Here is a 25253-nt window from a genome sequence, read left to right on the forward strand (position 1 = left end):
TCCTAAGTTAAGAACTGCTTTTCATCTCACCGCATTGCTCCGCTTGCGCTTCTCTTTCGAGTTCGCCGAGGAGTTGCGTAATTTCCTTGGAAAGCTTTTTGCCTCCCTCGGTCTGTTGCGTCAGCCATTTGGCGTACAGCTCCGGGCGACGCTCCCGGGTCCGCGCCAGCGACTGTTTCAGTCGCCAGCGGCGAATGTCCTTGTGGTGGCCGGACAACAGCACCGGCGGCACCGGCATTTCTGCATACACCTCGGGGCGGGTGTAATGGGGGCAATCCAGCAGTCCGTCCACGAAGGAGTCCTGCTCGGCCGAGGTGGCATCGTTGAGCACCCCCGGCAATTGCCGCACCACGGCATCCATCAGGGCCATGGCCGGAATCTCGCCGCCCGAGAGGACGAAATCCCCGATCGACACTTCCTCGTCAACGCAGCGTTCGATCAGACGCTCGTCCACTCCCTCGTAGCGGCCGCAAAGCAGGATCAGACCCGCTTCTTCCTTCAGCCGCATGACGCTGGCGTGAGTCAGGGGGCGCCCCTGGGGTGACAGATAGATCACCCGGGGCTGGGCCACCCCATTCTGCCGCTGGGACTCCTTGGCCGCCGCAATGGCTTTTTCCAGAGGCTCAGGCAGCATCACCATGCCCGGGCCGCCGCCATAGGGGCGATCGTCCACGGTCCGGTAATTGTTGTCGGTGAAATCCCGCGGGTTCCAGGTATTCAACACCCAGCGCCCGTCCTCCAGGGCCCGACGGCTGATGCCGAAGTTGGCCAGGGCGGCGAACATCTCCGGAAAGAGGGTGACGACGTCGAAACGCACGCTCAACCGATCCTCGGAGGCGAAGCCGGGCGGACTTTCACCAATCCTTTTCCCACTCGACGCGAATGCGGTGGTCAGCCTGCTCCACCGCCAGCACCACCGCGGCAACGAAGGGCAGCAGACGCTCCTCCCCGTCTTCGGCGGCGACGCGCAACACGTCGTTGGCCCCGGTTTCGATCAGCCCGACCACCTGGCCCAGCTTCTCGTCGCGGGTATTGACCACGTCCAGACCGATCAGATCGGTCCAGTAAAACTCGTTTTCCGACGTAGCCGGCATCGCTTCCCGGGGAGCGCCCACCAGAAACCCTTGCAGGGCCTCGGCGGCATTCCGGTCGTCAACGCCTTCAAGCCTTGCAACCAGCCCGTCTCCGTGCCAGCGGCATTGCTTCAACTTGCAGGAGCGCCATTGTGCCAAAGGCACTTCGGCCGCCCCGTCCCCCTTCTCCGTTGCCACCCACCACTCGGGCATTTTGGCCCAGGCGAGGGGATCGTCGGCGAAGGGGTGGATTCTGACCCAGCCCTGGATACCGTAGGGGACGGTGATCTTCCCCAGGACGATGACCGGGTTGGTATCAGTTGCCGTCACGCTTTATCAGGCAGCCTTGGCAGCGAACTGCTTGACCAGGCGGGCCACGGTCGGGGACAGCTGGGCGCCGTTGTCGGTCCAGTAGGTCAGGCGATCCATCTTGATCACCAGGCCTTCGGCATTACCGGAGGCCACGGGGTTGTAGAAACCCACGCGCTCGACGAAACGGCCGTCGCGACGGTTACGGGAATCGGTAACCACCATGTTGTAGAAGGGGCGCTTCTTGGCGCCGCCACGGGCAAGGCGAATGACAACCATCGTTGTTCTCTTCCGAAATCAGAAAAAGGGCAAGATTATAACAATAAACCGCGGCAAAACAAGCAATAAAACAAGCCCCTACTTTGCCCCAGCGGAAACGGGAAGCAAATCCGCCCCGCCCCCGCCGCCTGGCGGCCGGGAACTCCCCGGAAACGCCCGCCTGTCGGGCAAATCCCTGGAGATGGCGACACGGCACGCTATAATCCACGCACCTTTACACTCCCGCGGGCGCCCTTGAGCCGGCGCCGCCGCCCCTGACCGACCACGCCATGAGCGAACCGTCCTCCGTTCCCCCGGAAACCGCGCCGCCCCCCCTGGGCATCACCGCCATCATCGAATGGCTGGGACTGCCGCCGTCCGGCGACCTGGGGCAGGAGCTGACGACCCTCAAGGGCCACCTGCTGGCCATGGAGGACACGGCGGCCAGCGCCCAGCAGCGCCACCGGGTCCTGGACCTGATCCACGCCCGCAGCGTTGCCGCGGTGGCCCGGCTGACCCCCAGCCTGGACGAAGCCGGCCTGCCCCTGCCGCGCAAGCTGCGTGCCCTGGTCAAGTCCGCCCAGGAACTGCTGGAACTGCTGGCCCGCAACTTCCTTGCCATCCTGCAGGACCAGGTGGACGAACACCTGGTGAAGGGCCTGCGCCAGCCCCAGGACGTGATTCTCTGGCGCGCCCAGCACCTGCTCAAGCAGCACCTGCTGATCAGCGCCCTGGTAGCATCCCCCGCCGCCGTCGGCATCTGGGAAGCCGCCCACCGCACCTACGCCCTGGCCCGGGAACGGGGCCTGCAGGGGCAACTGCCCGAAGGCACCGCCTCCAGCATCGAGAACGAATACGCCAGCACCCTGCTCCTGGCCTGCGCCCAGCCGGCCTCCTTCAGCGCCCGGGAACTGGAATTCATTGCCGACATCGCCCAACGGCACGGACACCGGCTGGAATTCCTCAGCATCACCGACGAGCGCCACCGGGGCCTGTTCTGGATCGATCCCAACCGGGACAGCCCGGCCGTGGCCCTGGCCCGCCGCCTGCCGCCGCCGGAAACGCCGGTGCTGTGGTTCTCCTGCGACCAGCTGGCCCATTTCCTCGAGCGGCAGCTGCACACCCTGGAATCCGGCAGCCAGCGGACAGGCGCCAGCGAACTGCCCGAATTCGCCGCCACCTTGAGCGGGCGCAGCGTCCTGCGCCGCCTCATCCGCTTCTGGGGCAACCCGGCCCGGCGGCGCTTCCCGCGCCGGCGCCAGAGCTACCGGGTGACCCTGCACGCCGGCCTGGAACCCCTGGCCGGCCTGCTGCGCGGCCCTTCCCTGGAAGAAGGCGAAGGCTCCTCCTGGATGATCACCAACGAGAGCCCGGACGGCTACGCCCTGATGCACCTTGCCGGCACCTCGGAAAAGCTGGAAGTGGGCGACGTGGTGGCCCTCAAGCCGGAAAACCATCCGCCGGGCCGCGGCGGCTGGCAGGCCTGCATCGTGCGCTGGGCCCTCTCGGAAAATCCGGAGCACCTGGAGATCGGCCTGCAGATCCTGGCCCCCAAGGCGCTGCCCGCCACCATCGCCCTGCCCGGCGAGAATGCCAGCGCCCACCCCCATGTCCTGGTCCTGCCCGCCGTTCCGGGCCTGCGGCCCAACGACTCCCTGGTGACGCCGGCCGGGCTGCTGCCGGCGGACCAGGGGCGCTTCGTGCTGCTGGTGGAACGGGACAACCTGGAAATCAAGGAAGTGCGCACCACCAGCCTGGACGAACAGACGGCCCGGGTGGAGATTTTCTCCATCGCCGTCGAGGAACAGCCGGACTAGCCTCCCGGCGGATTGCGGCGGTGCAGGGTGGCGGCCAGCAGGGCGCCCAGCAGCACCACCAGCCAGGACAGGTACAGCCACACCAGGAAGATGGGCACGGCGGCGAAGGCGCCGTAGATCAGGGTATAGGACGGCACCTTGGCCAGGTAGAACTCGAAGCCGCGCTGCATCAGGGTGATGGCCAGGGAGGCAAAGGCCCCGCCCCAGATGGCATGGCGCAGGCGCACCGGCACATTGGGCACGGCGAAGTAGAGGAAGGCGAAGAAGCCCCCCAGCAGTACCGCCGAAAGGGCCTTGAGCAGGGCGTTGCGCACCCAGAGAGCCTCGTTGAAGAAGCCCAGGGAGGCCGTCACCACGTAGGAGGTGACGCCGAAGACGGCGCCGAGCACCAGGGGCCCGAGCAGGGCGATCACCAGATAAAGTTTCAGCCGCCGCCCCGGGGAACGGGAGACGCCGACCTGCCACACGTGGTTGAGGGCCCGCTCGATGGTCAGCATCAGCACCAGGGCCGTGCCGGCCAGCACCATGACGCCGAGCCAGGTCAGGCGATTGACCTTCTGGGAAAAAATCAGGGTGTACTTGGCAATCACCACGCCGGCCTTGTCCGGCAGCAGGTTGGCCACCAGGAAGGTGTTCACCTGGTCCAGGATCACCGGGAAGAAGGGCAGGTCCGAGAGCACGGCCACCACCAGGCCCACCAGGGGCACCAGGGACAGCAGGGTGGTGTACGCCAGGCTGGCGGCGGTCTGGGTGAAGCGCTCCTCCCGGAAACGTCTGAACATTTCCGGCAGCATGCCTTCCCGCTGGGAGTAACGTCGTCTGGCCATCGCCACCATCAAATAGAAAAAAACCCGGGACAGGCCGCCCCGACACCGCCGCTATAATAGCCGACCCCGCCTGGAAGCCCCGTCATGGAAAAACGCCTCGTCCTCATCGCCAGCACCCTGCTGATCGCCCTGATCTTTCTCTGCCTGGCCTGGGAGCTATGGCTGGCGCCGCTCAAGCCGGGTGGCTCCTGGCTGGCGCTGAAGGCGGTGTTCCTGCTGCCGCCCCTGTTCGGCATCCTCAAGGGGCGCCGCTACACCTACCAGTGGAGCTCCCTCTTCATTCTCTTCTATCTGGCCGAAGGGTCCGTGCGGGTCACCTCCGACCAGGGCCTGACCCAGTGGCTGGCGGGCATCGAAACCCTGCTCAGCCTGGCCTTCTTCGCCTGCGTCGTGGCCTACGCCCGCCTCACCCGCCCATCCAAACAAAAGGCCCCCACCGCAGGGTGAGGGCCCGGGCCGGGCGCTGCCCGGCCGCTGCTGCGCTTGGCCGACGCGGCCAGTTCAGCCCATTCAGATATCGCCCTGGGGATTGAGCTTTTCCAGGGAGGAGTGGAGCTTGTTCAGGGCGTTGAGATAGGCCTTGGCCGAGGCGATGACGATATCCGTATCGGCCCCCTGGCCGTTCACGATGCGCCCGCCCTTGGCCAGGCGCACGGTCACTTCGCCCTGGGCATCGGTGCCGGTGGTGATGGCATTGACCGAATAGAGCAGCTGCTCGGCGCCGCTGGCGGCAATTTTCTCGATGGCCTTGAAGGTGGCATCCACCGGACCGCTGCCCGTGGAGGCCGCCTTGTGCTCGGCGCCGCCGACGGCAAGGGTGACGGCGGATTCTGGAATCTCGCCGGTCTCGGAACAGACCTGGGAATAGACCAGTTTGTAGTGCTCCTGCTCCGGGGTCACGGTCTCGTCGGAAACCAGGGCCTGCAGATCCTCGTCGAAAATCTCGTGTTTCTTGTCGGCCAGTTCCTTGAAACGGGCGAAGGCGGCATTGAGGGCCTCTTCGCTGGGCAGGTCGATGCCCAGTTCGGCCAGGCGGGTCTTGAAGGCGTTGCGGCCGGAGTGCTTGCCCAGCACCAGCTTGTTCTGGGACCAGCCCACGTCTTCGGCCCGCATGATCTCGTAGGTTTCCCGGTGCTTGAGCACGCCGTCCTGGTGGATGCCGGATTCGTGGGCGAAGGCATTGGCGCCGACGATGGCCTTGTTCGGCTGCACCGGGTAGCCGGTGATCTGGGACACCAGCTTGGAGGCGGGCACGATCTGGGTGGTATCGACCCGGGTTTCCACCGGGAAGATGTCGGCCCGGGTGCGGGTGGCCATCACCACCTCTTCCAGGGAGGCATTGCCGGCCCGTTCGCCCAGGCCGTTGATGGTGCATTCCACCTGGCGGGCGCCGGCCAGCACGGCGGCCAGGGAATTGGCCACGGCCAGGCCCAGGTCGTTGTGGCAGTGCACGGACCACACCACCTTGTCGGCACCGGGCACCCGCTCGATCAGCTGGCGGATGGTCTCGGCGAACTGGCTGGGCAGGTTGTAGCCCACGGTGTCGGGCACGTTGATGGTGGTGGCGCCGGCCTTGATCACGGCCTCGAAAATGCGGCAGAGGAAATCGATCTCGGAGCGGCCCGCATCCTCGGCGGAGAATTCCACGTCGTTGGTGTATTCCCGGGCCCAGCCGATGGCCTTGACCGCCTGCTCCACCACCTGGTCCGGGCTCATGCGCAGCTTCTTCTCCATGTGGATCGGGCTGGTGGCGATGAAGGTGTGGATGCGGCCCCGGGCGGCGGGCTTGATGGCCTCGCCGGCGCGGCGGATGTCGTTCTCGTTGGCCCGGGCCAGGGAACAGACGGTGGAATCCTTGATCGCCTCGGCGATGGCGTGGATGGCGTCGAAGTCGCCGGGAGAGGCTGCGGCGAAGCCGGCCTCGATCACGTCCACCCGCATCCGCTCGAGCTGGCGGGCCACCCGCAGCTTCTCTTCCTTGGTCATGGAAGCGCCGGGGCTCTGTTCGCCGTCGCGCAGGGTGGTGTCGAAAATGATCAGCTGCTGTTTCATGGTCTCTCTCCGGAATCTGCCGCCGCTGGAATTATTTGCGCAGGGGAAAGGATTCTAGCGCACCGCGCCGCCAAAGCGGGATGCCCTGCAAGGCAGAAGGGACGCCACTGTCGGGCATGGATGCCCGGAGATGGCCGTCCCTCCTGCCTCCCGGGGGAGTACCGCCTCAGTTTTCCTCGGTCCGGCACAGGGCCGGGAACAGCAGGGGCAGCAGGATCAGGGTGAAGATGGTGGCGGAGACGATGCCGCCGACGATGACCACGGCGAAGGGCCGCTGGGTTTCGGAGCCGATGCCGTGGGAAAGGGCCGCCGGCAGCAGGCCCAGGCCGGCCATCAGGGCCGTCATGAGGATCGGGCGCAGGCGGCCGACGGCGCCTTCCCGCACCGAAACGGCGACGCTCTGGCCGTTGCGCACGCCTTCGAGGAACTGCTCCACCATGATCACCCCGTTCTGCACCGAGATGCCGGCCACGGCGATGAAGCCGACGGCGGCTGAGACGGACATGTGCAGGCCGGCGGCGGCCAGGCCGAGAATGCCGCCGACCCAGGTGAAGGGCACCATGCCCAGCACCAGCAGGGCGAAGGGCATGGAGCGGAAGGCCCAGAACAGCAGCACGAAAATGCCCAGCACCGAGAGGGGCACGATCACCGCCAGGCGCTTGGTGGCCCGCTGCTGGTTCTCGAACTGGCCGCCCCAGGTCATGCTGTAGCCGCTGGGCAGATGCACCCGTTCCTTGACCTTGGCCATGGCCTCGGCGACGAAGCTGCCCTGGTCCCGCCCCAGCAGGTTGGCCTTCACCGCCACATAGCGGCCGCCGGCCTCCCGGGCGATGCGGGCCGGGCCCTGGCGCACTTCCACATTGGCGATGGCGGCCAGGGGTATGGTGCCGGGGTCGGCCAGGGAGGGATGGTCGCTGTGGGGCAGGGCGATGGGCAGATCCGCCACGTCATCCACCGCGTCCCGGTACTCCTTCTCCAGGCGCACCACGATGTCGAAGCGGCGGTCGCCGTCGTAGAAGACCGCCACGGCGCTGCCGGCCAGGGCCGTCTGCACCGTGGCATTGACGTCCTGGGCGCTGATGCCGTAGCGGGCCATGCGCTCCCGGTCCAGGGTGATGTCCAGTTCGGTCTGGCCGCTGACCTTGATGGCGGCCACGTCGGCGGCGCCGTGGATGGCACCGAGCACGCCCACCACCTGCTCCGCCTTGTCCTCCAGGATGTCCAGGTCGGGGCCGAAGATTTTCACCGCGATCTCCCCCTTCACCCCGGAAATGGATTCCTGCACGTTGTCCTCGATGACTTGGGAGAAGTTGGTGGGCACCCCGGGAATGGCCCGGATCTTCCCGCTCATGTCGGCGATGAGGGCTTCCTTGCTGGGGAAGCGCCACTCGTTGTGGGGCTTCAAGTCCGCCAGGATTTCCATGTTGTTGGGCCCCTTGGGGTCGGTGCCGTCGTCGGGACGGCCGACGTGGGCGATGACCTTGCTCACCTCCGGATAGGACAGCAGGATGCGCCGCACCTCCTGCTCCACCTCCTTGGTCTTGGCCAGGTTGGTGGCCGGCGGCAGGGTCACGGTGAGCCAGATGTTGCCCTCGTCCAGCTTGGGCAGGAATTCGCTGCCCAGGTGGGGCACCAGGGCCAGGGAGAGGGCCAGGATGAGGCCGGAGCCGACCACGATCTGCCGCCGCCGGCCGTCGGCCCACTGCATCAGGTCCCGGTAGCGCCCCTGCAGGCGGTGCATCCAGTCCAGGTGCTTTTCCGCCAGGTTGTGCTGCTTCAGGTAGAAGGAGGTCAGGGCCGGGGTCAGGGTCAGGGTCAGCAGGATGGCGCCGATGATGGCGAAGGAGAGGGTGTAGGCCATGGGGGCGAAAATCTTCCCCTCCACCCGCTCGAAGGTGAAGATGGGCAGGAAGGCCAGGATGATGATGGCCTTGGAGAAGATGATCGGGTGCCCCATCTCGATGGCGGTGTGCTTCAGGGTCAGCATGCGCCACTGCAGGGTGCCGTGCAGGGGGTTCTTCTCCGGCTCGCCCATGGCCAGGCGCACCATGAGGGCCTCCACCAGCACCACGGCGCCGTCGATGATGATGCCGAAGTCCACCGCCCCCAGGGAAATGAGATTGGCCGCCACGCCCTTGGTATGCATCATGACGAAGGCGGTGAGCAGGGACAGGGGAATCACCACCGCCACCACGGCGGCGGCGAACCAGGAGCGCAGGAACAGGATCAGGATGCCCACCACCAGCACCGCCCCCACCAGCAGGTTCTCGCTGACGGTGTGCACGGTGTGCTTGACCAGTTCGATACGGTCGTAGATGGGCACCAGGCGCACGCCCGCGGGCAGGCGCTCGCCGACCCGGGCCATTTCCTCCTTGAGGGCGGCGGAAACCTTGATGGCATTCTGGCCCTTGCTCATCTGCACGATGCCCTGCACCACGTCGTCCCGCTCGTTGAAGGAGACGATGCCGGAGCGGGTGCGGGGGCCGATCTCGACCCGGGCCACGTCGCCCACCAGGATGGGCTTGCCGTCCCGCACCGCCACGGTGACCCGGGCGATGTCGTCCACCTTGGACAGCAGGCCGATGGAACGCACCACCAGGGCCTCGTCGCCGCGGCGCATGATGCCGCCGCCGGCGTTGGCGTTGTTGCTGGCCAGGGCCTGGGAGACCTGGTCGATGCTGACCGCGAACTTGCGCAGGCGGGCCGGGTCGATGCGCACCTGGTATTCCTTCACCGCGCCGCCGAAGCTGACCACGTCGGCCACCCCGGTGACCCGGCGCAGGGCCGGCCGCACCACCCAGTCCTGCAGGGCCCGCACCTCGTGCAGGGGCATGTCGGCCGGGGCCTCGAAGACGTAGCGGTAGATTTCCCCCACCGCCGTGGTCAGGGGCGCCAGCCCGGGCTGGGCACCGGGCGGCAAGACCACGTTCTGCAGCTTTTCCGTCACCTGCTGGCGGGCGAAATAGTCGTCCGTATTGTCGGCAAAGGTCAGGGTGACGATGGACAGGCCGGTGATGGAGACGGAGCGCAGCTGGGTCATGCGCGGCACCCCGTTCATCTCCCGCTCGATGGGCAGGGAGATGCTCCGTTCCACTTCCTCCGGCGCCAGGCCCGGGGCCTGGGTGACGATATTGACCTGCACATCCTGCACGTCGGGGAAGGCCTCGATGGGCAGATTGACCACGGCGTAGCCGCCCACGGCGATCAGCACCAGGACGCCGACGATGACGAACAGGCGCTGGGCCAGGGCGAAGGTAACCAGGCGTTCCAGCATGGCCTCAGTTCCCGGCCAGTTCGGCGTTGAGCAGCAGGGCGCCGGCGGTGACCACCCGCTCCCCGGCCTTCAGCCCGCTTTCGACGAAGCTGCTGTCGTGGCCACGGAAGGCCAGCACCACTTCGCGCCGGGCCACCACCCCCGGCTCGGATTCGACGAAGAGATAGGTGTGCAGGCCTTCGGTCACCAGGGCCGTGTTGGGCACCTTGGGCAGGCGCCGGTCCGGGTTCTCCGGCACGATGCGGGCGAACATCTCCGGCTTCAGGCGGCGCTCCGGGTTGGCCACGGCACAGCGCACCGGCACCCGGCGGGACTGGGGATCGAGCACGTCGCCGATGGCCTCCACCGTGCCGGGGAAGCGCTGTTCCGGATAGGCGTCCACGGCGATGGAGACGGCCTGGCCCACCTTCAGCTTGCCCAGGTCCTTTTCCGTCAGTTCGGCCATGACCCACAGGGAACGGGGATCGCTGACCACAAACAGGGGCGCGGCGCCGTCGGGGCGGACCTCGACGCCGGGGCTGGCCTGGCGCTCGGTGACGATGCCGGCCAGGGGCGTGCGCAGGGCGAAGCCGCTCTCCCCCGCCAGGGGCGAGAGGTTGCGCAGGCGGGCGCGGCTGCGCTCCACTTCGGCTTCGGCCGCCCGGTAATCGTTCTGGCTGGCTTCCAGATCCTTGCGTGCCACCACTTCCAGTTCGTACAGGGCCTTGCTCCGTTCCAGGGCGGAGCGCTTGGTCTCCCGGTCCGACTCGGCCTTGCGCAGGTCCGCGTAGTCCGGCACGTCCAGGGTCAGCAGGGGGGCGCCGGCCTTGACCGTGTCGCCGGCCTGGGCCAGCACCTTCAGCACCCGGCCGCTGGTGGGGGCGAAAATGCGGGCGGTACGGTTCTCGTCGTAACTGACCCGTCCGGCCAGGGGTTCCAGCAGGGGCACCGGCAGCTCGGGCGCGGCTTCGATGCGCAGGTAGGCCAGCTGGGGCGCCCCCGGCGGGAAGCTGATGCTGTGGTTGGTATTGAGGGCCGGCTTGGCCAGGGGCGCCGGTCCGGCCGGCGGCGCGGCCGGACGCAGGAACAGCACGGCCGCCACGGCCAGGGCCCCGGCGATGCCCAGGGGGAGCAGGACTTTTTTCTGCAGCAGGGGGGAGTGCTTCAGGGGCTTCAGGGGCTTCAGGGGCTTCATGGGCGTTCCTTTTGTTCTATTGGCCCAGGACCGCCTGCCAGGCGGCCAGGGCTTTGGCGTATTCGGCCCGGAGAATGGCGGCATCGAGGCGCACGGCGCGCAGGGTGCGGCGGGCGTCGAGCAGGTCGAGCAGGCCCAGGGCGCCGCGGCCGTAGGCATATTCACTGGCGCTGGCGACCCGCTCGGCCTCGGCCAGCAGGCCGTCCTCGAGCCGCTGACGGCGCTCCCGGGCGGCGCCCAGCAGGGATTCGGCCTGGGCCACCTCGCCCAGGGCCTGGGCCCGCACCTGCTCCTCCTGGGTGCGGGCGGCCAGCAGTTCGGCCTCGGCCCGGGCGATCTCGCCCTCGTAGGCATGGCGCAGGAACAGGGGCACGCTCAGGCTGACCCCGTAGGTGTTGTTGGGCGATGCGTCGCCCGGGGGAAAGTGTTCGAACTGCACGCCCACCGTCACATCCCGGCTGCGGGCGGCCCGCGCCAGCTCCCGGGCGGCTTCGGCAGCCTTGACCCGGGCCCGGGCGGCGAGAACGTCGGCCCGGCTCTCTAGCTCGGGACGGCGGGCGGTGACCGCCTCGCCTTCGCTGCGGGGCCAGGGCTCCGTCGCCCGCAGGCTGGCGGCCTCGGATTCCTTGCCGATCAGGTAAGCCAGGTTCTGGCGGGCCCGCTCCAGGTCGGCCTGGGCAGCCCGGGCCTCGTTCTCGGCGCGGCCGGCCTCGATGCGCAGGCGGGAAACGTCGGCGCCGGCCACATCACCGACCTTGAGGCGCATCTCCGCCGCCTTGACGCTGCGCCGGTAGAGTTCGCCGCTTTCTTCGGCCACCTGGCGGCGCTCCTGGGCCAGACGCAGGTCCCAGTAGGCGACCCGCAGCTGGAAGCGGCTCTGCCGCTGCACCTCCGCCAGGCCCTGGCCGGCGGCTTCGAGGGCGGCGCCGGCCACCTGCTGGCGCAGCTCCCGCTTGTCGCCCCGCTCGATCACCTGATCCAGTCGCAGCACCGAATCCACCCGCTTCTGCCCCAGGCTGCCGGCACCAATGCCGCTGCGGGGGTTGATGGAGGAGGTGGACAGGCTGAACTGGGGATTGGGCGCCTGGGCCGCGGTGAGGCTGTCCGCCTGGGCCGCCTGCACGCCCTCCCGGGCCAGCCGCACTTCCCGGTTTTGGGCCAGCCACAGGGCCTCGGCCTGGGCCAGGCCAAGCTCCTGCAGCGGCTCGGCGGCATGTACGCATGCGGAACCGGCCGTGAGCAGCGCCAGACAGATCAGGAGGGAACGTGACATCGAAGCGGCCTGCAGTTTCTCGATACCTAGGAGGCTGGTATCGTATTGCCCCTTACTGACCAACTACTGACGCCCTCATGCGCATTCTCCTGGTGGAAGACGACGAGTTGCTGGCCGACGGGCTGGTGAAGGCTTTGCGGCAATCGGGCTACGTCACGGACTGGACCCGGGACGGCAAGCAGGCCGACAGCTGGCTGACGGACCAGAACTATGACCTGGCCATCCTGGACCTGGGCCTGCCGGGAATGGAAGGCAGCGAGGTGCTGCAACGGCTGCGCGGACGCAAGCTGGCGACGCCGGTGCTGATCCTCTCGGCCCGGGAGGCCCTGGAGGAGCGGGTGCGCCTGCTGGACCTGGGCGCCGACGACTATCTGGTCAAGCCGGTTGCCCTGTCCGAACTGGAAGCCAGGGCCCGGGCCCTGATCCGCCGCGGCCGCACCCAGCCGGACCCGGAGCTGCGCCTGGGCAAGCTGCGCCTGGACACGGTGGGCAAGCGGGCCTGGCTGGGGGAGGAGCCCCTGGACCTGACCGCCCGGGAGTGGGCGGCCCTGGAGTTCCTGGTCAGCCGGGCCAACCGCATCGTCAGCAAGGAACAGATCATGCAGTCCCTCTACAGCTGGGACGAGGACATCACCCCCAACGCCATCGAGAAATTCATCTCCCGCCTGCGGGTCAAGCTGGAGACCGGGGGCATTTCCATCCGCACCGTGCGCGGCCTGGGCTACTACCTGGAAAAGCCGAAGGACGAGGACGGAGCGGACGCGGCCAGCGATGATCCGCCAGCCTAGCCTGCGGCGCCTGCTGCTGATCTGGCTGCTGCCGGCCATGCTGGCCCTGGTGGCGGCCGGCGGCCTGATGGCCTACGGCATCGCCCTGCGTTCCGCCACCTGGGCCTACGACCGGGCCCTGCTCGACACCTCCCTGGCCCTCTCCGGCCAAATCCACATCGTCAGCGGCCACCCGGTGCTCAACCTGCCGTCCCAGGCCCAGGAAATCCTCCTCACCGACCGCTACGACAACGTCTTCTACGAGGTTATCGGCCCCCAGGGCGAATCCGTCGCCGGCCACCGGGGCATTCCGCGCCCGCCCCAGCAACTGCCCGAAGACGGCCGCATCTACTACGACGGCTGGTTCCACGACCGGGAGGTGCGGGTCGCCGCCCTCTTCGTCCTGCGCGAAGGCATTCCCCTGCTGATCCTGGCGGCCGAGACCCAGACCAAGCGGGACAACCTGGTGCGGGAAATCCTCACCTCCATGCTGCTGCCGGAACTGCTGCTGGTGGCGGCCACCCTGGGCCTGGGCTGGCTCGGCATCCGCCACGGCCTGAAGCCGGTAGAGGACCTGCGGGAGCAGCTTTCCCAGCGCTCCCACCACGACCTCAGCGCCGTCTCCTCAGACCGGGTGCCCCGGGAAATCGGCCCCCTGGTGGAAGAACTGAATCATCTGCTGTCCCGCCTCGACGGCTCCCTCTCGGCCCAGCGCAACTTCGTCTCCGATGCGGCCCACCAGCTGCGCACGCCCCTGGCCGCCCTGCAGGCCCAGGCGGAACTGGCCCTGCGCCGCCTCAACGGCCCGGCCCCGGCCCAGACCGGGGAACTGCGGGCCGAGCTGGAACGCATCCTGGCCGCCACCCGGCGCCTCACCCACCTGGCCCACCAGCTGCTGGCCCTGGCCCGGGCCGAGCCGGGCGGCGAACAGGCGATGAAGCCCCTGGACCTGGTGGAAGTGGTGCACCAGTGCGCCGAGACCTGGCACCCCCGGGCCCTGGAACGCAACATCGACCTGGGTTTCGATCTGGCGCCGGCTCCCCTTCTCGGCCACCCGCGGCTGCTGGAGGAGCTGCTGAGCAACCTCATCGACAACGCCATCCATTACACGCCCGCCGGCGGCAGCGTCACGGTGCGCACCTTCGCCCGGGACGGGGCGGCCGTGCTGCAGGTGGACGACACCGGCCCGGGCATTGCGCCGGAGCAGCGGGAAAAGGTGTTCGAGCGCTTCCACCGCATCAACGGGGAGCAGAATCCGGAAGGCTGCGGCCTGGGCCTGGCCATCGTCAGGGAGATCGCCAAACAACACGGGGCCGACGTCTGGCTGGACGAGGCCCCGGTGCTGGGAGGTGCGCGGCTGGAAGTGAGCTTCCCGCCGCCACCCGGAAGGTGAATCAGAGGGGAGTGGAAGCGGGCTTGCGCCGCAGCAGGCGCAGGCCGGAGAGGGCGTAGCCGGAGAGGGCATAGACCACGAACAGGCCGAACAGCACGCCCGGGGGATACATGAAGACCAGGGCGAAGGCGAGGACGATGGCACCGACGAAGATGAAGGGCACGCTCTTGCGCAGGTTGATGTCCTTGAAGCTGTAGAAGCGGCAGTTGGTGACCATGGAGACGCCGGCAAAGATGGTCAGGATGCAGGCGATGACCCGCACGTCGCTGCCTACGATGTCGTTGTCCAGCATCAGCCAGACGAAGCCCGCCACCAGGGCGGCCGCAGCCGGGCTGGGCAGGCCCTGGAAGAAGCGCTTGTCGATCACTTCCAGGGTGGTGTTGAAGCGGGCCAGGCGCAGGGCGGCGCCGGCGCAGTAGATGAAGGCGGCGATCCAGCCCAGCTTGCCCATGCCGCGCAGGGCCCACTCGTAGATCACCAGGGAGGGCGCGGCGCCGAAGGAAACCATGTCGGACAGGGAATCGTATTCGGCACCGAAGGCGCTCTGGGTGTGGGTCAGGCGCGCCACCCGGCCGTCCAGCCCGTCCAGCACCATGGCCACGAAAATGGCCACGGCGGACTGTTCATAGAACCCGTTCATGGCCTGGACGATGGCGAAGAAGCCGGCGAACAGGGCTGCGGTGGTGAACAGGTTGGGGAGGACGTAGATGCCCCGGCGTTTCAATTCCGGGTTGAAGAGGACCTTGCGGGGTTTCAGTTCGGACATTTTTTCTGTGAATTACGCCAACTCGGCAAGAACGGTGGAGGAAGCATACACCTTCTCCCCGATGCTGGCCTTGATGCGGGCATCCAGGGGCAGGTACACGTCCACGCGGGAGCCGAAGCGGATGAAGCCGTAACGCTGGCCCCGGGCCAGCTGCACGCCGCCATCCACGTAGTTGAGGATGCGCCGGGCCACCAGGCCGGCCACCTGCACGGAGGTCACGTCCTGGCCGTCGGCGGTCTTGATCCACAGGGCGCAGCGCTCGTTCTCGACAGAGGCCTTGTCCAGGGCGGCATTGACGAAGGCGCCCGGGTTGTACCACTTCTGTTGCACGGTGCCGTCCACCGGGCTGCGGTTGGAGTGCACGTTGAAGACGTTCATGAAGACGCTGACCTTTACCGCCTCACGGTTGAGGTAGGGGTCCAGGGCCTTTTCCACGGCAACGATGCGGCCGTCGGCGGGGGCCACGATGGTCTTGGCGCCGCCGGCGATCTTGCGCGCCGGGTCGCGGAAAAACTGCAGCACGAAGAGGGCGATGATCCACAGGGGCACGGCCACGTAAACCGGGGCAAAGGCGCTGCCGGCAAGGGCCGCCACCACGGCGATGGTCAGGAAGGGCCAGCCTTCGCGGGCGATGATGGGATGGGGATAGTTGTTCAAGGACGCGCTCTCAGGGCTGTTTTGCGGACGCTCCGGCCGGGGCCGCAGCGTGAAGACGGGAGTTGCAACGAAACCGGGGCGGAGCCCCGGAAAGCGCGTGCAGCCTGCGCCTCCGGTTAGCTCCGCCCCGCGCCAGTCTTAGTTCTTGGACTGGTCCACCAGCTTGTTCTTCTTGATCCAGGGCATCATGTCGCGCAGCTTGGAACCGACCTGCTCGATGGGATGATCGGCGGTCAGGCGGCGGCGGGCGGTCATGCTGGGGTAGCCGGTCTTGCCTTCCAGGATGAACATCTTGGCGTATTCGCCGGTCTGGATGCGCTTCAGGGCGTTGCGCATGGCGTAGCGGGATTCTTCGTTGATGACTTCGGGGCCGGTCACGTACTCGCCATACTCCGCGTTGTTGGAGATGGAGTAGTTCATGTTGGCGATGCCGCCTTCGTACATCAGGTCCACGATCAGCTTCAGTTCGTGCAGGCACTCGAAGTAGGCCATTTCGGGAGCGTAGCCGGCTTCCACCAGGGTCTCGAAGCCCATCTTCACCAGTTCCACGGCGCCACCACAGAGCACGGCCTGTTCGCCGAAGAGGTCGGTTTCGGTCTCTTCACGGAAGTTGGTTTCGATGACGCCACCCTTGGTGCCGCCGTTGGCAGCGGCGTAGGACAGGGCGATGTCCTTGGCCTTGCCGGTCTTGTCCTGGTACACGGCGATCAGGGAAGGCACGCCGCCGCCCTTCAGGTACTCGGAGCGCACGGTGTGGCCGGGGCCCTTGGGGGCGACCATGATGACGTCCACGTCTTCGCGGGGCACCACCTGGTTGTAATGCACGTTGAAACCGTGGGCGAAGGCCAGGGCGGCGCCCTTCTTCAGGTTGGGTTCCACGTCGGCGTAGTACACGGCGGGGATGTTCTCGTCGGGCAGCAGGATCATGACCACGTCGGCGCCCTTGACGGCCTTGGCGATCTCTTCCACCTTCAGACCGGCCTTTTCGGCCTTGGCCCAGGAGGCACCGCCCTTGCGCAGGCCGACGGTGACCTTGCAGCCGGAATCCTTCAGGTTCTGGGCGTGGGCGTGGCCCTGGGAGCCGTAGCCGACGATGGTGACTTTCTTGCCCTTGATGAGGGAGAGGTCGGCGTCCTTGTCGTAATAAACTTTCATTTTTTTCCTTTCGGGTTCAAGGGCTTGCTTCAAACTTTGAGAATGCGGTCGCCGCGGCCGATGCCGCAGACGCCGGTACGCACGGTTTCGAGAATCAGACCGGCATCGAGGGCGGCAATGAAGGAGTCCAGCTTGGCGCCGGTGCCGGTCAGCTCGATGACGTAGGTCGAATCGGTGACGTCAATGATACGGCCGCGGAAGATATCGGCCATACGCTTCATCTCTTCGCGGTCCTTGCCGGTGGCGCGGACCTTGATGAGCATGAGTTCCCGCTCGGAATGAGCGGCTTCGGAAAGATCCACCACCTTGACCACGTCCACCAGCTTGTTGAGCTGTTTGGTGATCTGTTCCAGCACATCTTCTGACCCCGTGGTAACGATGGTCATGCGGGACAGGGAGGCATCCTCGGTAGGAGCCACGGTGAGGGATTCGATGTTGTAGCCGCGGGCGGAGAACAGGCCCGCCACCCGGGACAGGGCGCCGGCTTCGTTTTCCAGCAGGATGGAAATGATGTGTCGCATGGTTCTCTACTCCGGGCTCACAGGTCTTCGGACAGGATCATTTCGGACAGGCCCTTGCCGGCCGCCACCATGGGGTAGACGTTGGCTTCGGGGTCGATGATGAAGTCCATGAACACCAGGCGGTCCTTGTATTCGGTGAAGGCCTTCTTCAGGGCCGGCACCACGTCCTCGGGCTTCTCGATGCGCATGCCGACGTGGCCGTAGGATTCGGCCAGCTTGACGAAATCGGGCAGGGAAGTGACGTAGGACTGGGAGTAGCGCTTGGAGTAGAACATCTCCTGCCACTGCCGCACCATGCCCAGCATGCCGTTGTTGAGGTTGATGATCTTCACCGGCAGTTCGAACTGCTTGCAGGTGGACAGCTCCTGGATGCACATCTGGATGGAGCCTTCGCCGGTGATACAGGCCACCTGGGCGCCCGGATTGGCGAAAAGCACGCCCATGGCGTAGGGCAGGCCCACACCCATGGTGCCCAGACCGCCGGAGTTGATCCAGCGGCGGGGCTTGTCGAACTTGTAGTACTGGGCGGCGAACATCTGGTGCTGGCCCACGTCGGAGGTGATGAAGGCTTCGCCCTGGGTCACCTCGTAGAGCTTCTCCACCACGTACTGGGGCTCGATCAGGTCGCCCTGCTTGTAGCCCAGGCTGTTCTTGGCGCGCCAGCCGTCGATCTGCTGCCACCAGTCGGAGACGTCAGGAGCCGCCTTGGCGCCGTCGTCCAGCAGCTTGAGCAGCTCGTCCAGCACATCGGGCACGTTGCCGACGATGGGCACATCCACCTTGACCCGCTTGGAAATGGAGGAAGGATCGATGTCCACATGGATGATCTTGCGCGGCACGCCGCCGAAATGCTCGGGATTGCCGATCACCCGGTCGTCGAAGCGGGCACCGATGGCCAGCACCACGTCGGCGTGCTGCATGGTCATGTTGGCTTCGTAAGTGCCGTGCATGCCCAACATGCCGACGAACTGCTTGTCGGTGGCCGGGTAGCCGCCCAGGCCCATGAGGGTGTTGGTGACCGGGAAGTTGAGACGCTTGGCCAGCTTCACCAGCTTCTCGGAGGCGTCGGAGAGGACCACGCCGCCACCGGTGTAGATGATGGGCTGCTTGGCTTCCAGCAGCATCTGCACGGCCTTCTTGATCTGCCCCAGGTGGCCCTTGACCACCGGGTTGTAGGAGCGCATCTGCACGGAGGCCGGATATTCGAACTCGCACTTGTTGGCGGTGATGTCCTTGGGGATATCCACCACCACCGGGCCGGGACGGCCGGTCTTGGCGATGTGGAAGGCCTTCTTCATGGTGGAGGCCAGATCCTTGACGTCCTTCACCAGGAAGTTGTGCTTGACGCAGGGGCGGGTGATGCCCACGGTGTCGCATTCCTGGAAGGCATCCTGGCCGATGTAGTAGGTCGGCACCTGGCCGCACAGCACCACCATCGGGATGGAGTCCATATAGGCCGTGGCAATGCCGGTGACGGCATTGGTGACGCCGGGACCGGAGGTCACCAGGGCCACGCCGACCCGTTCGGAGGAGCGGGAATAGGCATCGGCAGCATGGACGGCAGCCTGTTCATGGCGTACCAGGATATGCTTGATGTCGTCCTGCTTGAACAGTTCGTCGTAAATATGCAGCACCGAACCGCCAGGATAGCCGAACACATAGTCGACCTTTTCTTCCTGAAGGCACCTGATTACAATCTCCGCACCGGTAAGCGTCATTTTTATGGCCTTACGTAAGTCGCTCGAAAAACCTGCTACGTTAATGGCTCGCCCCGGATTGGTCAAGGTAAAATACCCGCCCAAGGCCAGTAAAAGCCCGCCATTCAGCCGCACCCCGAGGCCCGCATCCAGGCCGGGCGCAGGCCGGAAAAACAAGCCCCGCACAGCGGGCAATTATCTCCCCGACTAGGATTCATTCTGGCTACACCACGCGAACTGTCGGATTTTCTCGCCGGCGTCGAACGCCGGGCCTTCAAACAGGCCCTGTTCGCCGTGCGTGACGAAGAAGCTGCCCTGGACCTGGTCCAGGATGCCATGATGCGCCTGGCCGAGAAATACGGCGACCGGCCGGCAGAAGAATTGCCGATGCTGTTCCAGCGCATCCTGCAAAATGCCATCCGGGACTATTACCGCCGCAGCAAGGTCCGCTCCATGTGGACCACCCTGCTTTCCTCCCTGACCCCGGGGGACGACGAGGACAGCGACCCGCTGGACACCCTGGAGGTGGAAGGCAAGGCCGGTGACAGCCCGGAGGGCTCCCTGGAACAGTCCCAGGTCCTGGCCGTCATTGAAGCAGAGATTTCCCGCCTACCCGGACGTCAACGGGAGGCCTTCCTCATGCGTTATTGGGAAGATATGGACGTCGCAGAGACGGCGGCAGCCATGGGATGCTCCGAAGGGAGCGTCAAGACCCATTGCTCCCGGGCCACCCACACCCTGGCCGCCGCATTGAAAGCAAAAGGAATAACCCTATGAACGAACAGCACTTTGCCTACCAGATACGGCGGCATCTGAACCAGGAGACCATGGCGCTCAGCCCGAGCATCACGGATCGCCTGGCGGCAGCCCGTAGCCAGGCGCTCGCCCACCAGCGGGTGACCGCCCACGCCCCCATCCTGGCCGGCCTGGGTTTCCACCTGCACCTGGACGGCTTCCGCCCCAAGCACATGCTGGCCGCCCTGGCCCTGGTCGTCGGCCTTTCCTCCGGCATGCTGTGGCAGGCCGACGAACAGATGAACGAACTGGAAGACGTGGATAGCGCCCTGCTGGCCGACGATCTGCCCCTGGACGCCTACACGGACCAGGGATTTGCCGCCTGGCTGGACCAGAACCCTGACGAATGACCGGTAAGCCGGCCTCCTTCCCCTTCCTGCTCTTGCTGGCCCTGCTGGCAGGCTTGGTTGCGCCCGCCGGCGCCCAGACCCCCGGCACCACCGCCGTGGTCGCCACCCCGCCCCAGCCGGCTTGGCAGGAGCTGGACCAGACCCAGCAGCAGATCCTTGCCCCCCTGGCGGAGGACTGGAACCGGATGGAGAACTACCGGCGCAAGAAGTGGCTCGGCATTGCCGCCCGCTATCCGCGCATGGCCGAGCAGGAACAGGAGCGGGTCCAGCGGCGCATGCGGGAATGGGCCAACATGACCCCCGAGCAGCGCAAGGAAGTCCGGGAAAAGTACAAAAACATCAAACAGTTGCCGCCAGAACGCAAGAACGCGGTGAAGCAGAAGTGGGAAGAGTACGCCAACCTGTCGGAAGAGCAGCGCCTGCAGCTCAAGGAAGCAGGCGCCGCCCGGCCGCGCCAGGCGGCGCCCCAGGGCATCGGCAAGGCCTTTACCACCCTGCCCCTGCGCAGCCTCGCCCCCCTGTCGCTGCGCCCGGCCCCGGCCACCCCCCATCCCAGACCGACGCCCCCCGCCCTGCCTAACGGCAAGAAGGTGCTGGGCAAGGGCGGCATCCCCCAATTGCCCCGTCCGCCCCAGATCCTGCGCATTCCGGGCGACGGACAGATTCCCTCCCTGCTGCCGCCCATGCCGAAGCGGGCGCCGGCACCCAGCCGCAAGCCCTGATGACTTCCCGCCCCGACTCCACCCTGGCCAGCGGCCAGGGCAAGCCTGCCGCCCCCGACCAGCGCAGCCCGGCCAGCCTGTTCCGCCGCCTGGCCAGCATGCTTTACGACACCCTGCTGGCCCTGGCCGTACTTTTCCTCGCCTGGCTCCTGCCCCACATCCTGCTGGGGCTGGTGGGCAAGGTCATGGCACACCCCGCCCTGCTGTGGGGTCACTTCTTCCTGGTCCTGCTGCTTTACTTTGGCTGGCTCTGGCTCCATGGCGGCCAGACCCTGGCCATGAAGACCTGGCGCATCCGCCTGGTGAACGCCAACGGCGGCGGCATCCAGCCCCTGCAGGCCCTGTTGCGCTACCTGCTGGCCTGGCCCAGCCTGGGCTTTTTCGGCGCCGGCCTGGTGTGGGCCCTGTTCGACCGGGACGGCCAGTTCCTGCATGACCGGCTGGCGGGAACCCGCCTGGTCAATAGCAACCACGCCTGAACCAGGGCAGCAGACAGGCTGCCAGCGGATAAATAGAAACCGGGCCCTGAGCCCGGTTTCTATTTGTCCATACGCAGGAACCTCCTGCCGCCTGGGCCTAACGCCGTTCGACCCACCACATCATGCCCATCGCCGCCAGGAGGAACATGGCGGACGGTGCCACCGCGCTGGAGAAGGGTGGCCAGCTGTTGATGATGCCCAGGTTGGAGAAAAGGCCGTTGAGCATGTGGAAGAACACCCCCAGCATGACGCCGGAGAAAATTTTCAGGCTGACGCCGCCCACCCGGTTGTGGCTGTAGCCGAAAGGCAGGGCCAGGGCCACCATCACCAGGGCCGCCAGGGGATAGACCACCTTCTTCCACAGGGCGATTTCGTAACGCTGGGTCTTTTGCCGGTTGTCGGAGAGGTGCTTGATGTAGGACATCAGGTTCCACACCGACATGCGCTCCGGGACCACCAGCAGCACCGAGAGAATGTCCGGATTCAGGGCTGACTGCCACATCACCTCGTCCTGGTGGGCCACCCGACCCCGCACCGGCTGCCCCTTGGCGTCGTGCTCCAGGATGGTCTGCTCCACACTGTTGAGGCGCCATTCGCTGGTGGGCAGATATTCGCCTTCCTTGGCCTCGCTGACCATCTGCAGCCGCTGCTGGTCGTCGAACTCGTAGATGCGGATTCCCAGCAGCTTGGCTTCCGGCGTCACCGTGCGCACGTTGATGAAGCGGTTTTCGTCCTTGACCCACAGACCGGTGCGGAAATCGGCGGAAAGGGCCGTGCCCTGGGCCTGCAGGCGGATGCGCTGGCCCAGCTTCTCCGACGGCGGCGCCAGGAACTCACCAATGATGAAGGTGAGGAAGGCAAACAGGGCCGCCACCCGGAACAGGGTCATCAACAGTTCCCGGGTCGACAGGCCGGAAGCCCGCAAGACCGTGATTTCCGAATGCCGGGCCAGGGTGGACAGGGCGAAGAGGGAGCCGATCAGCACGGCGATGGGCATCAGTTCATAAATGCGGCCGGGCAGGGTCAGGGTCACAAAAATGATGGCGTGCTGGATGCGGTAGGCCCCCTTGCCGATATCCCCCAGCTCGTTGATCAGGTCGAAAAAGCCGAAGAGGGCGAGAAATGCCGCCAGCACCAGCAAAGTGGCAAAAAACACCTCACGGAAGAGGTAGCGCTGATAGGTCTTGCCGAGAGGAAGCTTCATTTACGCAGCCGCAGGAAAGAGAACACCGCGATGCGGCGGAAGAACAGCAGGGGCAACAGGGCCGCCATCAGCACGTGCACCAGCCACCAGCCGGTGGAGAAGGAAAGGCGCCCCTGGGCCACCCAGGCCTGGCTGACGGAAAGCAGGTTGCTGTAGATGGTGAAGGTAAGCAGGGCCAGGATCATGTTGGCGGAACGGCCGGCCCGGGGATTGACGAAGCTCATGGGAATGGCCAGCAGGGCCAGCACCAGGGCGGACAAGGGCACCCCCACCCGCCACAGGAATTCGGCCATGTAGCCGGGACTGCCGTTTTTCAGCAATTCCCTGGTGGAGGTGTTTTTCGGCGTCTTTTCGATGCCCTGGCTTTCCTTGGTGTCGACCCGCAGGGCATAGCGCACGAACTCCAGTACCCGGAACTCGGGAATGCCGGGCGTCACTTCATAACGACGGCCATGCTCCATGACCATGAAACGGTCGCCGTTTTCCATCTGTTCGGAACGGCCGGTGGCGGCCATCATGACCCCCAGTTTCTGGTGCTGCATGGAACTGACGAAAATGTTGCGCACCTGGGTCGAATCGTCCGCCACCGCCTCGACGAACACCACGCGCTGGGAGGAACTGGCTTCCTTGAAGGCCCCCGGGGAAACCTGGGCCGTATCGTCCCGGTTCTGGCCGGTCAGCTTCTGCCGGTACTCGGCGCTCATTTTCAGGGCCCAGGGCGAAATCAGCAGGGACAGCAGGGCGATGCTCACCACCACCGGCAGGGTGAAGGTCAGCACCGGCCGCACCCAGGCAGTGAGGGACTGGCCCGAAGCGAACCACACCACCATTTCCGAATCCCGGTAGCTGCGGGATAGGGTCAGCAGGATGGCCATGAACAGGGTCAGGGACAGCAGCACCGGCAGGGAATTGAGGGCGGCGAAGCCGAGCAGGGCCACCACGGCCTCGGATGCGACCTGGCCGGCAGCGGCCTGGCCCAGCAGGCGGATCAGCTGGGTGGTCAGGAGAATGGCAAAGAGGGCGATAAACACGCCCAGGGCCGCCTGGGTAAATTCACGCCGCACGGCGCGCTGGAAAATCATGCTTTGACTTTGCCGAAAGGAAACGGTGATAATCGACGCTGAATTTGCGGTTTAGCTACTTTTTTGCCGATTTATCACAAAGTTACGGATAGGAGCGGACGGTGGAATTTAGCATAAAAAGCGGTAGTCCGGAAAAGCAGCGCAGCGCCTGTGTAGTGGTCGGAGTTCACGAACCACGCAAGCTGACCCTGCCGGCGGAACTGCTGGACAACGCTGCCCGCAGCTATATTTCCGACATCATTCGCCGCGGCGACATGGAAGGCAAGCTGGGCTCCACCCTGCTCCTGCACAACGTGCCCGGCACCCTGTGCGACCGGGTCCTGCTGGTGGGCCTGGGCAAAGAGAAGGAATTCCGGGAAAAGGAATACTGCCAGGCCGTGCGCACGGCGGTGAAAACCCTCAATGAAACCGGCTCCTTCGACGGCGTCGTCTTCCTCACCGAAATTCCGGTCAAAAAGCGCACCGTCAGCTGGCGTGTGCGCCAGGCCGCCATCGTCGCCCAGGAAACGGTTTACCGCTTCGACCAGCTGAAGAGCAAGAAGGACGAAGTCCGCCGCCCCCTGCGCAAGCTCACCTTCGCCGTCGAACGGCGCAACGAACTGACGCCGGCCGAAGAAGCCCTCAACCAGGGCCTGGCCATCGCCGAGGGCATGGCCCTGGCGAAGAACCTGGGCAACCTGCCGGGCAACCTGTGCACCCCCACCTACCTGGCCGAGCAGGCGACCGCCATGGCCCAGGAACACGGCCTGGAATGCCAGATCCTGGAAAAGGGCGAGATGGAAGCCCTGGGCATGTTCAGCCTGCTCTCCGTCGCCCGCGGCTCCCACCAGCCGCCCAAGTTCATCGTCCTGCAGTACAAGGGCGGCAAGAAGGAAGAGAAGCCCCTGGTGCTGGTGGGCAAGGGCATCACCTTCGACACCGGCGGCATTTCCCTGAAGCCGGCCGCCGAAATGGACGAGATGAAGTACGACATGTGCGGCGCCGCCAGCGTCCTCGGCACCATCAAGGCCGCCGCCCTGATGAAGCTGCCGGTGAACCTGACGGTGATCGTGCCGGCCACGGAGAACATGCCCGGCGGCAGCGCCACCAAGCCCGGCGACGTGGTCACTTCCCTCTCCGGCCAGACCATTGAAGTCCTCAACACCGACGCCGAAGGCCGCCTGGTGCTGTGCGACGCCCTCACCTACGCCGAACGCTTCGAGCCGGAAACGGTGATCGACGTGGCCACCCTCACCGGCGCCTGCGTCGTCGCCCTGGGCGCCGTGGCCACCGGCCTCTTCAGCAACAACGACAGTCTGGCCCGGGAACTGGCCCACTGCGGCGACGAGGCCTTCGACCGGGCCTGGCACATGCCCCTGTGGGAGGACTACCAGGAGTTGCTGAAGAGCAACTTCGCCGACATGGCCAACATCGGCGGCCGTTACGCCGGGGCCATCACTGCCGCCTGCTTCCTCGCCCGTTTCACCAAGAAATTCGAGTGGGCCCACCTGGACATCGCCGGCACCGCCTGGAAATCCGGCGCCGACAAGGGCGCCACCGGCCGCCCCGTGCCCCTGCTCACCCATTACCTGCTGAAGCGGGCCGGCAAGCTGGATTAAGGCAGGCCCA

General features: G+C 66.2%; 24 protein-coding genes. 9 read left to right on the forward strand and 15 right to left on the reverse strand.

Annotated elements, in window-relative coordinates; translation table 11 throughout:
- Positions 1 to 7 precede the first annotated feature (7 nt).
- Genes trmD through rpsP form a run of 3 tightly spaced genes read right to left on the reverse strand, consistent with a single transcriptional unit; the run spans position 8 to position 1661 of the window.
- Positions 8 to 817 carry a tRNA (guanosine(37)-N1)-methyltransferase TrmD gene (gene trmD / locus AC3QLZ_RS06555; RefSeq protein ID WP_130459058.1) on the reverse strand — a complete coding sequence of 270 codons (810 nt, stop codon included), beginning with the start codon at positions 815 to 817 and terminating at the stop codon, positions 8 to 10.
- Positions 818 to 854: 37 nt separating this feature from the next.
- Positions 855 to 1403: a ribosome maturation factor RimM gene (gene rimM / locus AC3QLZ_RS06560; protein ID WP_014238522.1), complete on the reverse strand. Its 549-nt coding sequence runs from the start codon at positions 1401 to 1403 to the stop codon at positions 855 to 857.
- 6 nt (positions 1404 to 1409) lie between these two features.
- Positions 1410 to 1661: a 30S ribosomal protein S16 gene (gene rpsP, locus AC3QLZ_RS06565; protein ID WP_014238523.1), complete on the reverse strand. Its 252-nt coding sequence runs from the start codon at positions 1659 to 1661 to the stop codon at positions 1410 to 1412.
- 269 nt (positions 1662 to 1930) lie between these two features.
- On the opposite strand from rpsP, the gene AC3QLZ_RS06570 reads away from it, so the two are divergent.
- A complete protein-coding gene (locus AC3QLZ_RS06570; protein WP_287873944.1) occupies positions 1931 to 3457 on the forward strand; it encodes a cyclic-di-GMP receptor FimW-related protein in 1527 nt (508 codons plus the stop codon).
- Here AC3QLZ_RS06570 and AC3QLZ_RS06575 read toward each other — a convergent pair.
- A complete protein-coding gene (locus AC3QLZ_RS06575) occupies positions 3454 to 4239 on the reverse strand; it encodes a YihY family inner membrane protein (RefSeq protein WP_157870673.1) in 786 nt (261 codons plus the stop codon). The genes AC3QLZ_RS06570 and AC3QLZ_RS06575 overlap by 4 nt on opposite strands.
- Before the next feature lie 129 nt (positions 4240 to 4368).
- Between AC3QLZ_RS06575 and AC3QLZ_RS06580 the strand changes: the two genes are divergently transcribed.
- Positions 4369 to 4731, forward strand: coding sequence for a DUF2069 domain-containing protein (locus AC3QLZ_RS06580; RefSeq protein ID WP_014238526.1), 363 nt, complete (start codon positions 4369 to 4371; stop codon positions 4729 to 4731).
- A 63-nt stretch (positions 4732 to 4794) separates the two neighbouring features.
- Here the strand turns inward: AC3QLZ_RS06580 and AC3QLZ_RS06585 are convergent, their stop codons facing one another.
- The 4 genes from AC3QLZ_RS06585 to AC3QLZ_RS06600 all read right to left on the reverse strand — a co-directional run bounded on the left by AC3QLZ_RS06585 (position 4795) and on the right by AC3QLZ_RS06600 (position 12057).
- Entirely contained in the window at positions 4795 to 6336 is a 1542-nt protein-coding gene (locus AC3QLZ_RS06585; RefSeq protein WP_492783543.1) for a 2-isopropylmalate synthase, read from the reverse strand.
- 166 nt (positions 6337 to 6502) lie between these two features.
- Entirely contained in the window at positions 6503 to 9610 is a 3108-nt protein-coding gene (locus tag AC3QLZ_RS06590) for an efflux RND transporter permease subunit (RefSeq protein ID WP_492783544.1), read from the reverse strand.
- 4 nt (positions 9611 to 9614) lie between these two features.
- Positions 9615 to 10784 carry an efflux RND transporter periplasmic adaptor subunit gene (locus AC3QLZ_RS06595; protein WP_492783545.1) on the reverse strand — a complete coding sequence of 390 codons (1170 nt, stop codon included), beginning with the start codon at positions 10782 to 10784 and terminating at the stop codon, positions 9615 to 9617.
- 16 nt (positions 10785 to 10800) lie between these two features.
- Complete coding sequence (locus tag AC3QLZ_RS06600; RefSeq protein ID WP_014238530.1) at positions 10801 to 12057, reverse strand: TolC family protein; 1257 nt, start codon at positions 12055 to 12057, stop codon at positions 10801 to 10803.
- Positions 12058 to 12134: 77 nt separating this feature from the next.
- On the opposite strand from AC3QLZ_RS06600, the gene AC3QLZ_RS06605 reads away from it, so the two are divergent.
- Positions 12135 to 12845, forward strand: coding sequence for a response regulator (locus AC3QLZ_RS06605; RefSeq protein WP_014238531.1), 711 nt, complete (start codon positions 12135 to 12137; stop codon positions 12843 to 12845).
- Positions 12829 to 14217: a sensor histidine kinase gene (locus tag AC3QLZ_RS06610; protein ID WP_014238532.1), complete on the forward strand. Its 1389-nt coding sequence runs from the start codon at positions 12829 to 12831 to the stop codon at positions 14215 to 14217. Before AC3QLZ_RS06605 ends, AC3QLZ_RS06610 begins: the two co-directional genes overlap by 17 nt.
- A gap of 1 nt (position 14218) precedes the next feature.
- On the opposite strand, the gene pssA is transcribed toward AC3QLZ_RS06610, so the two are convergent.
- The 5 genes from pssA to ilvB all read right to left on the reverse strand — a co-directional run bounded on the left by pssA (position 14219) and on the right by ilvB (position 19034).
- Positions 14219 to 14983, reverse strand: coding sequence for a CDP-diacylglycerol--serine O-phosphatidyltransferase (gene pssA, locus AC3QLZ_RS06615; RefSeq protein WP_014238533.1), 765 nt, complete (start codon positions 14981 to 14983; stop codon positions 14219 to 14221).
- Positions 14984 to 14995: 12 nt separating this feature from the next.
- Entirely contained in the window at positions 14996 to 15640 is a 645-nt protein-coding gene (locus AC3QLZ_RS06620; protein WP_014238534.1) for a phosphatidylserine decarboxylase, read from the reverse strand.
- 138 nt (positions 15641 to 15778) lie between these two features.
- On the reverse strand, positions 15779 to 16795 hold the full coding sequence (gene ilvC, locus AC3QLZ_RS06625) for a ketol-acid reductoisomerase (protein ID WP_014238535.1): 1017 nt from the start codon (positions 16793 to 16795) through the stop codon (positions 15779 to 15781).
- Positions 16796 to 16824: 29 nt separating this feature from the next.
- On the reverse strand, positions 16825 to 17316 hold the full coding sequence (gene ilvN, locus AC3QLZ_RS06630; protein ID WP_014238536.1) for an acetolactate synthase small subunit: 492 nt from the start codon (positions 17314 to 17316) through the stop codon (positions 16825 to 16827).
- 17 nt (positions 17317 to 17333) lie between these two features.
- Positions 17334 to 19034, reverse strand: a complete 1701-nt coding sequence (gene ilvB / locus AC3QLZ_RS06635) for a biosynthetic-type acetolactate synthase large subunit (protein WP_014238537.1) — start codon at positions 19032 to 19034, stop codon at positions 17334 to 17336.
- 216 nt (positions 19035 to 19250) lie between these two features.
- Here ilvB and AC3QLZ_RS06640 point away from each other — a divergent pair, with 216 nt between their 5' ends.
- Genes AC3QLZ_RS06640 through AC3QLZ_RS06655 form a run of 4 tightly spaced genes read left to right on the forward strand, consistent with a single transcriptional unit; the run spans position 19251 to position 21359 of the window.
- Entirely contained in the window at positions 19251 to 19790 is a 540-nt protein-coding gene (locus AC3QLZ_RS06640) for an RNA polymerase sigma factor (RefSeq protein WP_235832439.1), read from the forward strand.
- Positions 19787 to 20158 carry a DUF3619 family protein gene (locus AC3QLZ_RS06645; protein WP_014238539.1) on the forward strand — a complete coding sequence of 124 codons (372 nt, stop codon included), beginning with the start codon at positions 19787 to 19789 and terminating at the stop codon, positions 20156 to 20158. The genes AC3QLZ_RS06640 and AC3QLZ_RS06645 overlap by 4 nt, the downstream gene beginning before the upstream one ends.
- A complete protein-coding gene (locus AC3QLZ_RS06650; protein WP_014238540.1) occupies positions 20155 to 20880 on the forward strand; it encodes a DUF3106 domain-containing protein in 726 nt (241 codons plus the stop codon). The genes AC3QLZ_RS06645 and AC3QLZ_RS06650 overlap by 4 nt, the downstream gene beginning before the upstream one ends.
- Positions 20880 to 21359, forward strand: coding sequence for an RDD family protein (locus AC3QLZ_RS06655; protein WP_014238541.1), 480 nt, complete (start codon positions 20880 to 20882; stop codon positions 21357 to 21359). The genes AC3QLZ_RS06650 and AC3QLZ_RS06655 overlap by 1 nt, the downstream gene beginning before the upstream one ends.
- Positions 21360 to 21456: 97 nt before the next feature.
- On the opposite strand, the gene lptG is transcribed toward AC3QLZ_RS06655, so the two are convergent.
- Both lptG and lptF read right to left on the reverse strand, forming a co-directional pair.
- Positions 21457 to 22563 (reverse strand): LPS export ABC transporter permease LptG, encoded by a 1107-nt coding sequence (lptG, locus tag AC3QLZ_RS06660; protein WP_014238542.1) that lies wholly within the window; start codon positions 22561 to 22563, stop codon positions 21457 to 21459.
- Positions 22560 to 23645 (reverse strand): LPS export ABC transporter permease LptF, encoded by a 1086-nt coding sequence (gene lptF / locus AC3QLZ_RS06665; protein WP_014238543.1) that lies wholly within the window; start codon positions 23643 to 23645, stop codon positions 22560 to 22562. The genes lptG and lptF overlap by 4 nt, the downstream gene beginning before the upstream one ends.
- A gap of 101 nt (positions 23646 to 23746) precedes the next feature.
- Here lptF and AC3QLZ_RS06670 point away from each other — a divergent pair, with 101 nt between their 5' ends.
- Positions 23747 to 25243: a leucyl aminopeptidase gene (locus tag AC3QLZ_RS06670; RefSeq protein ID WP_014238544.1), complete on the forward strand. Its 1497-nt coding sequence runs from the start codon at positions 23747 to 23749 to the stop codon at positions 25241 to 25243.
- The last annotated feature ends 10 nt before the right edge of the window (positions 25244 to 25253 follow it).

The sequence above is a fragment of the Azospira sp. MPR-LB4 genome (genome assembly GCF_058809525.1).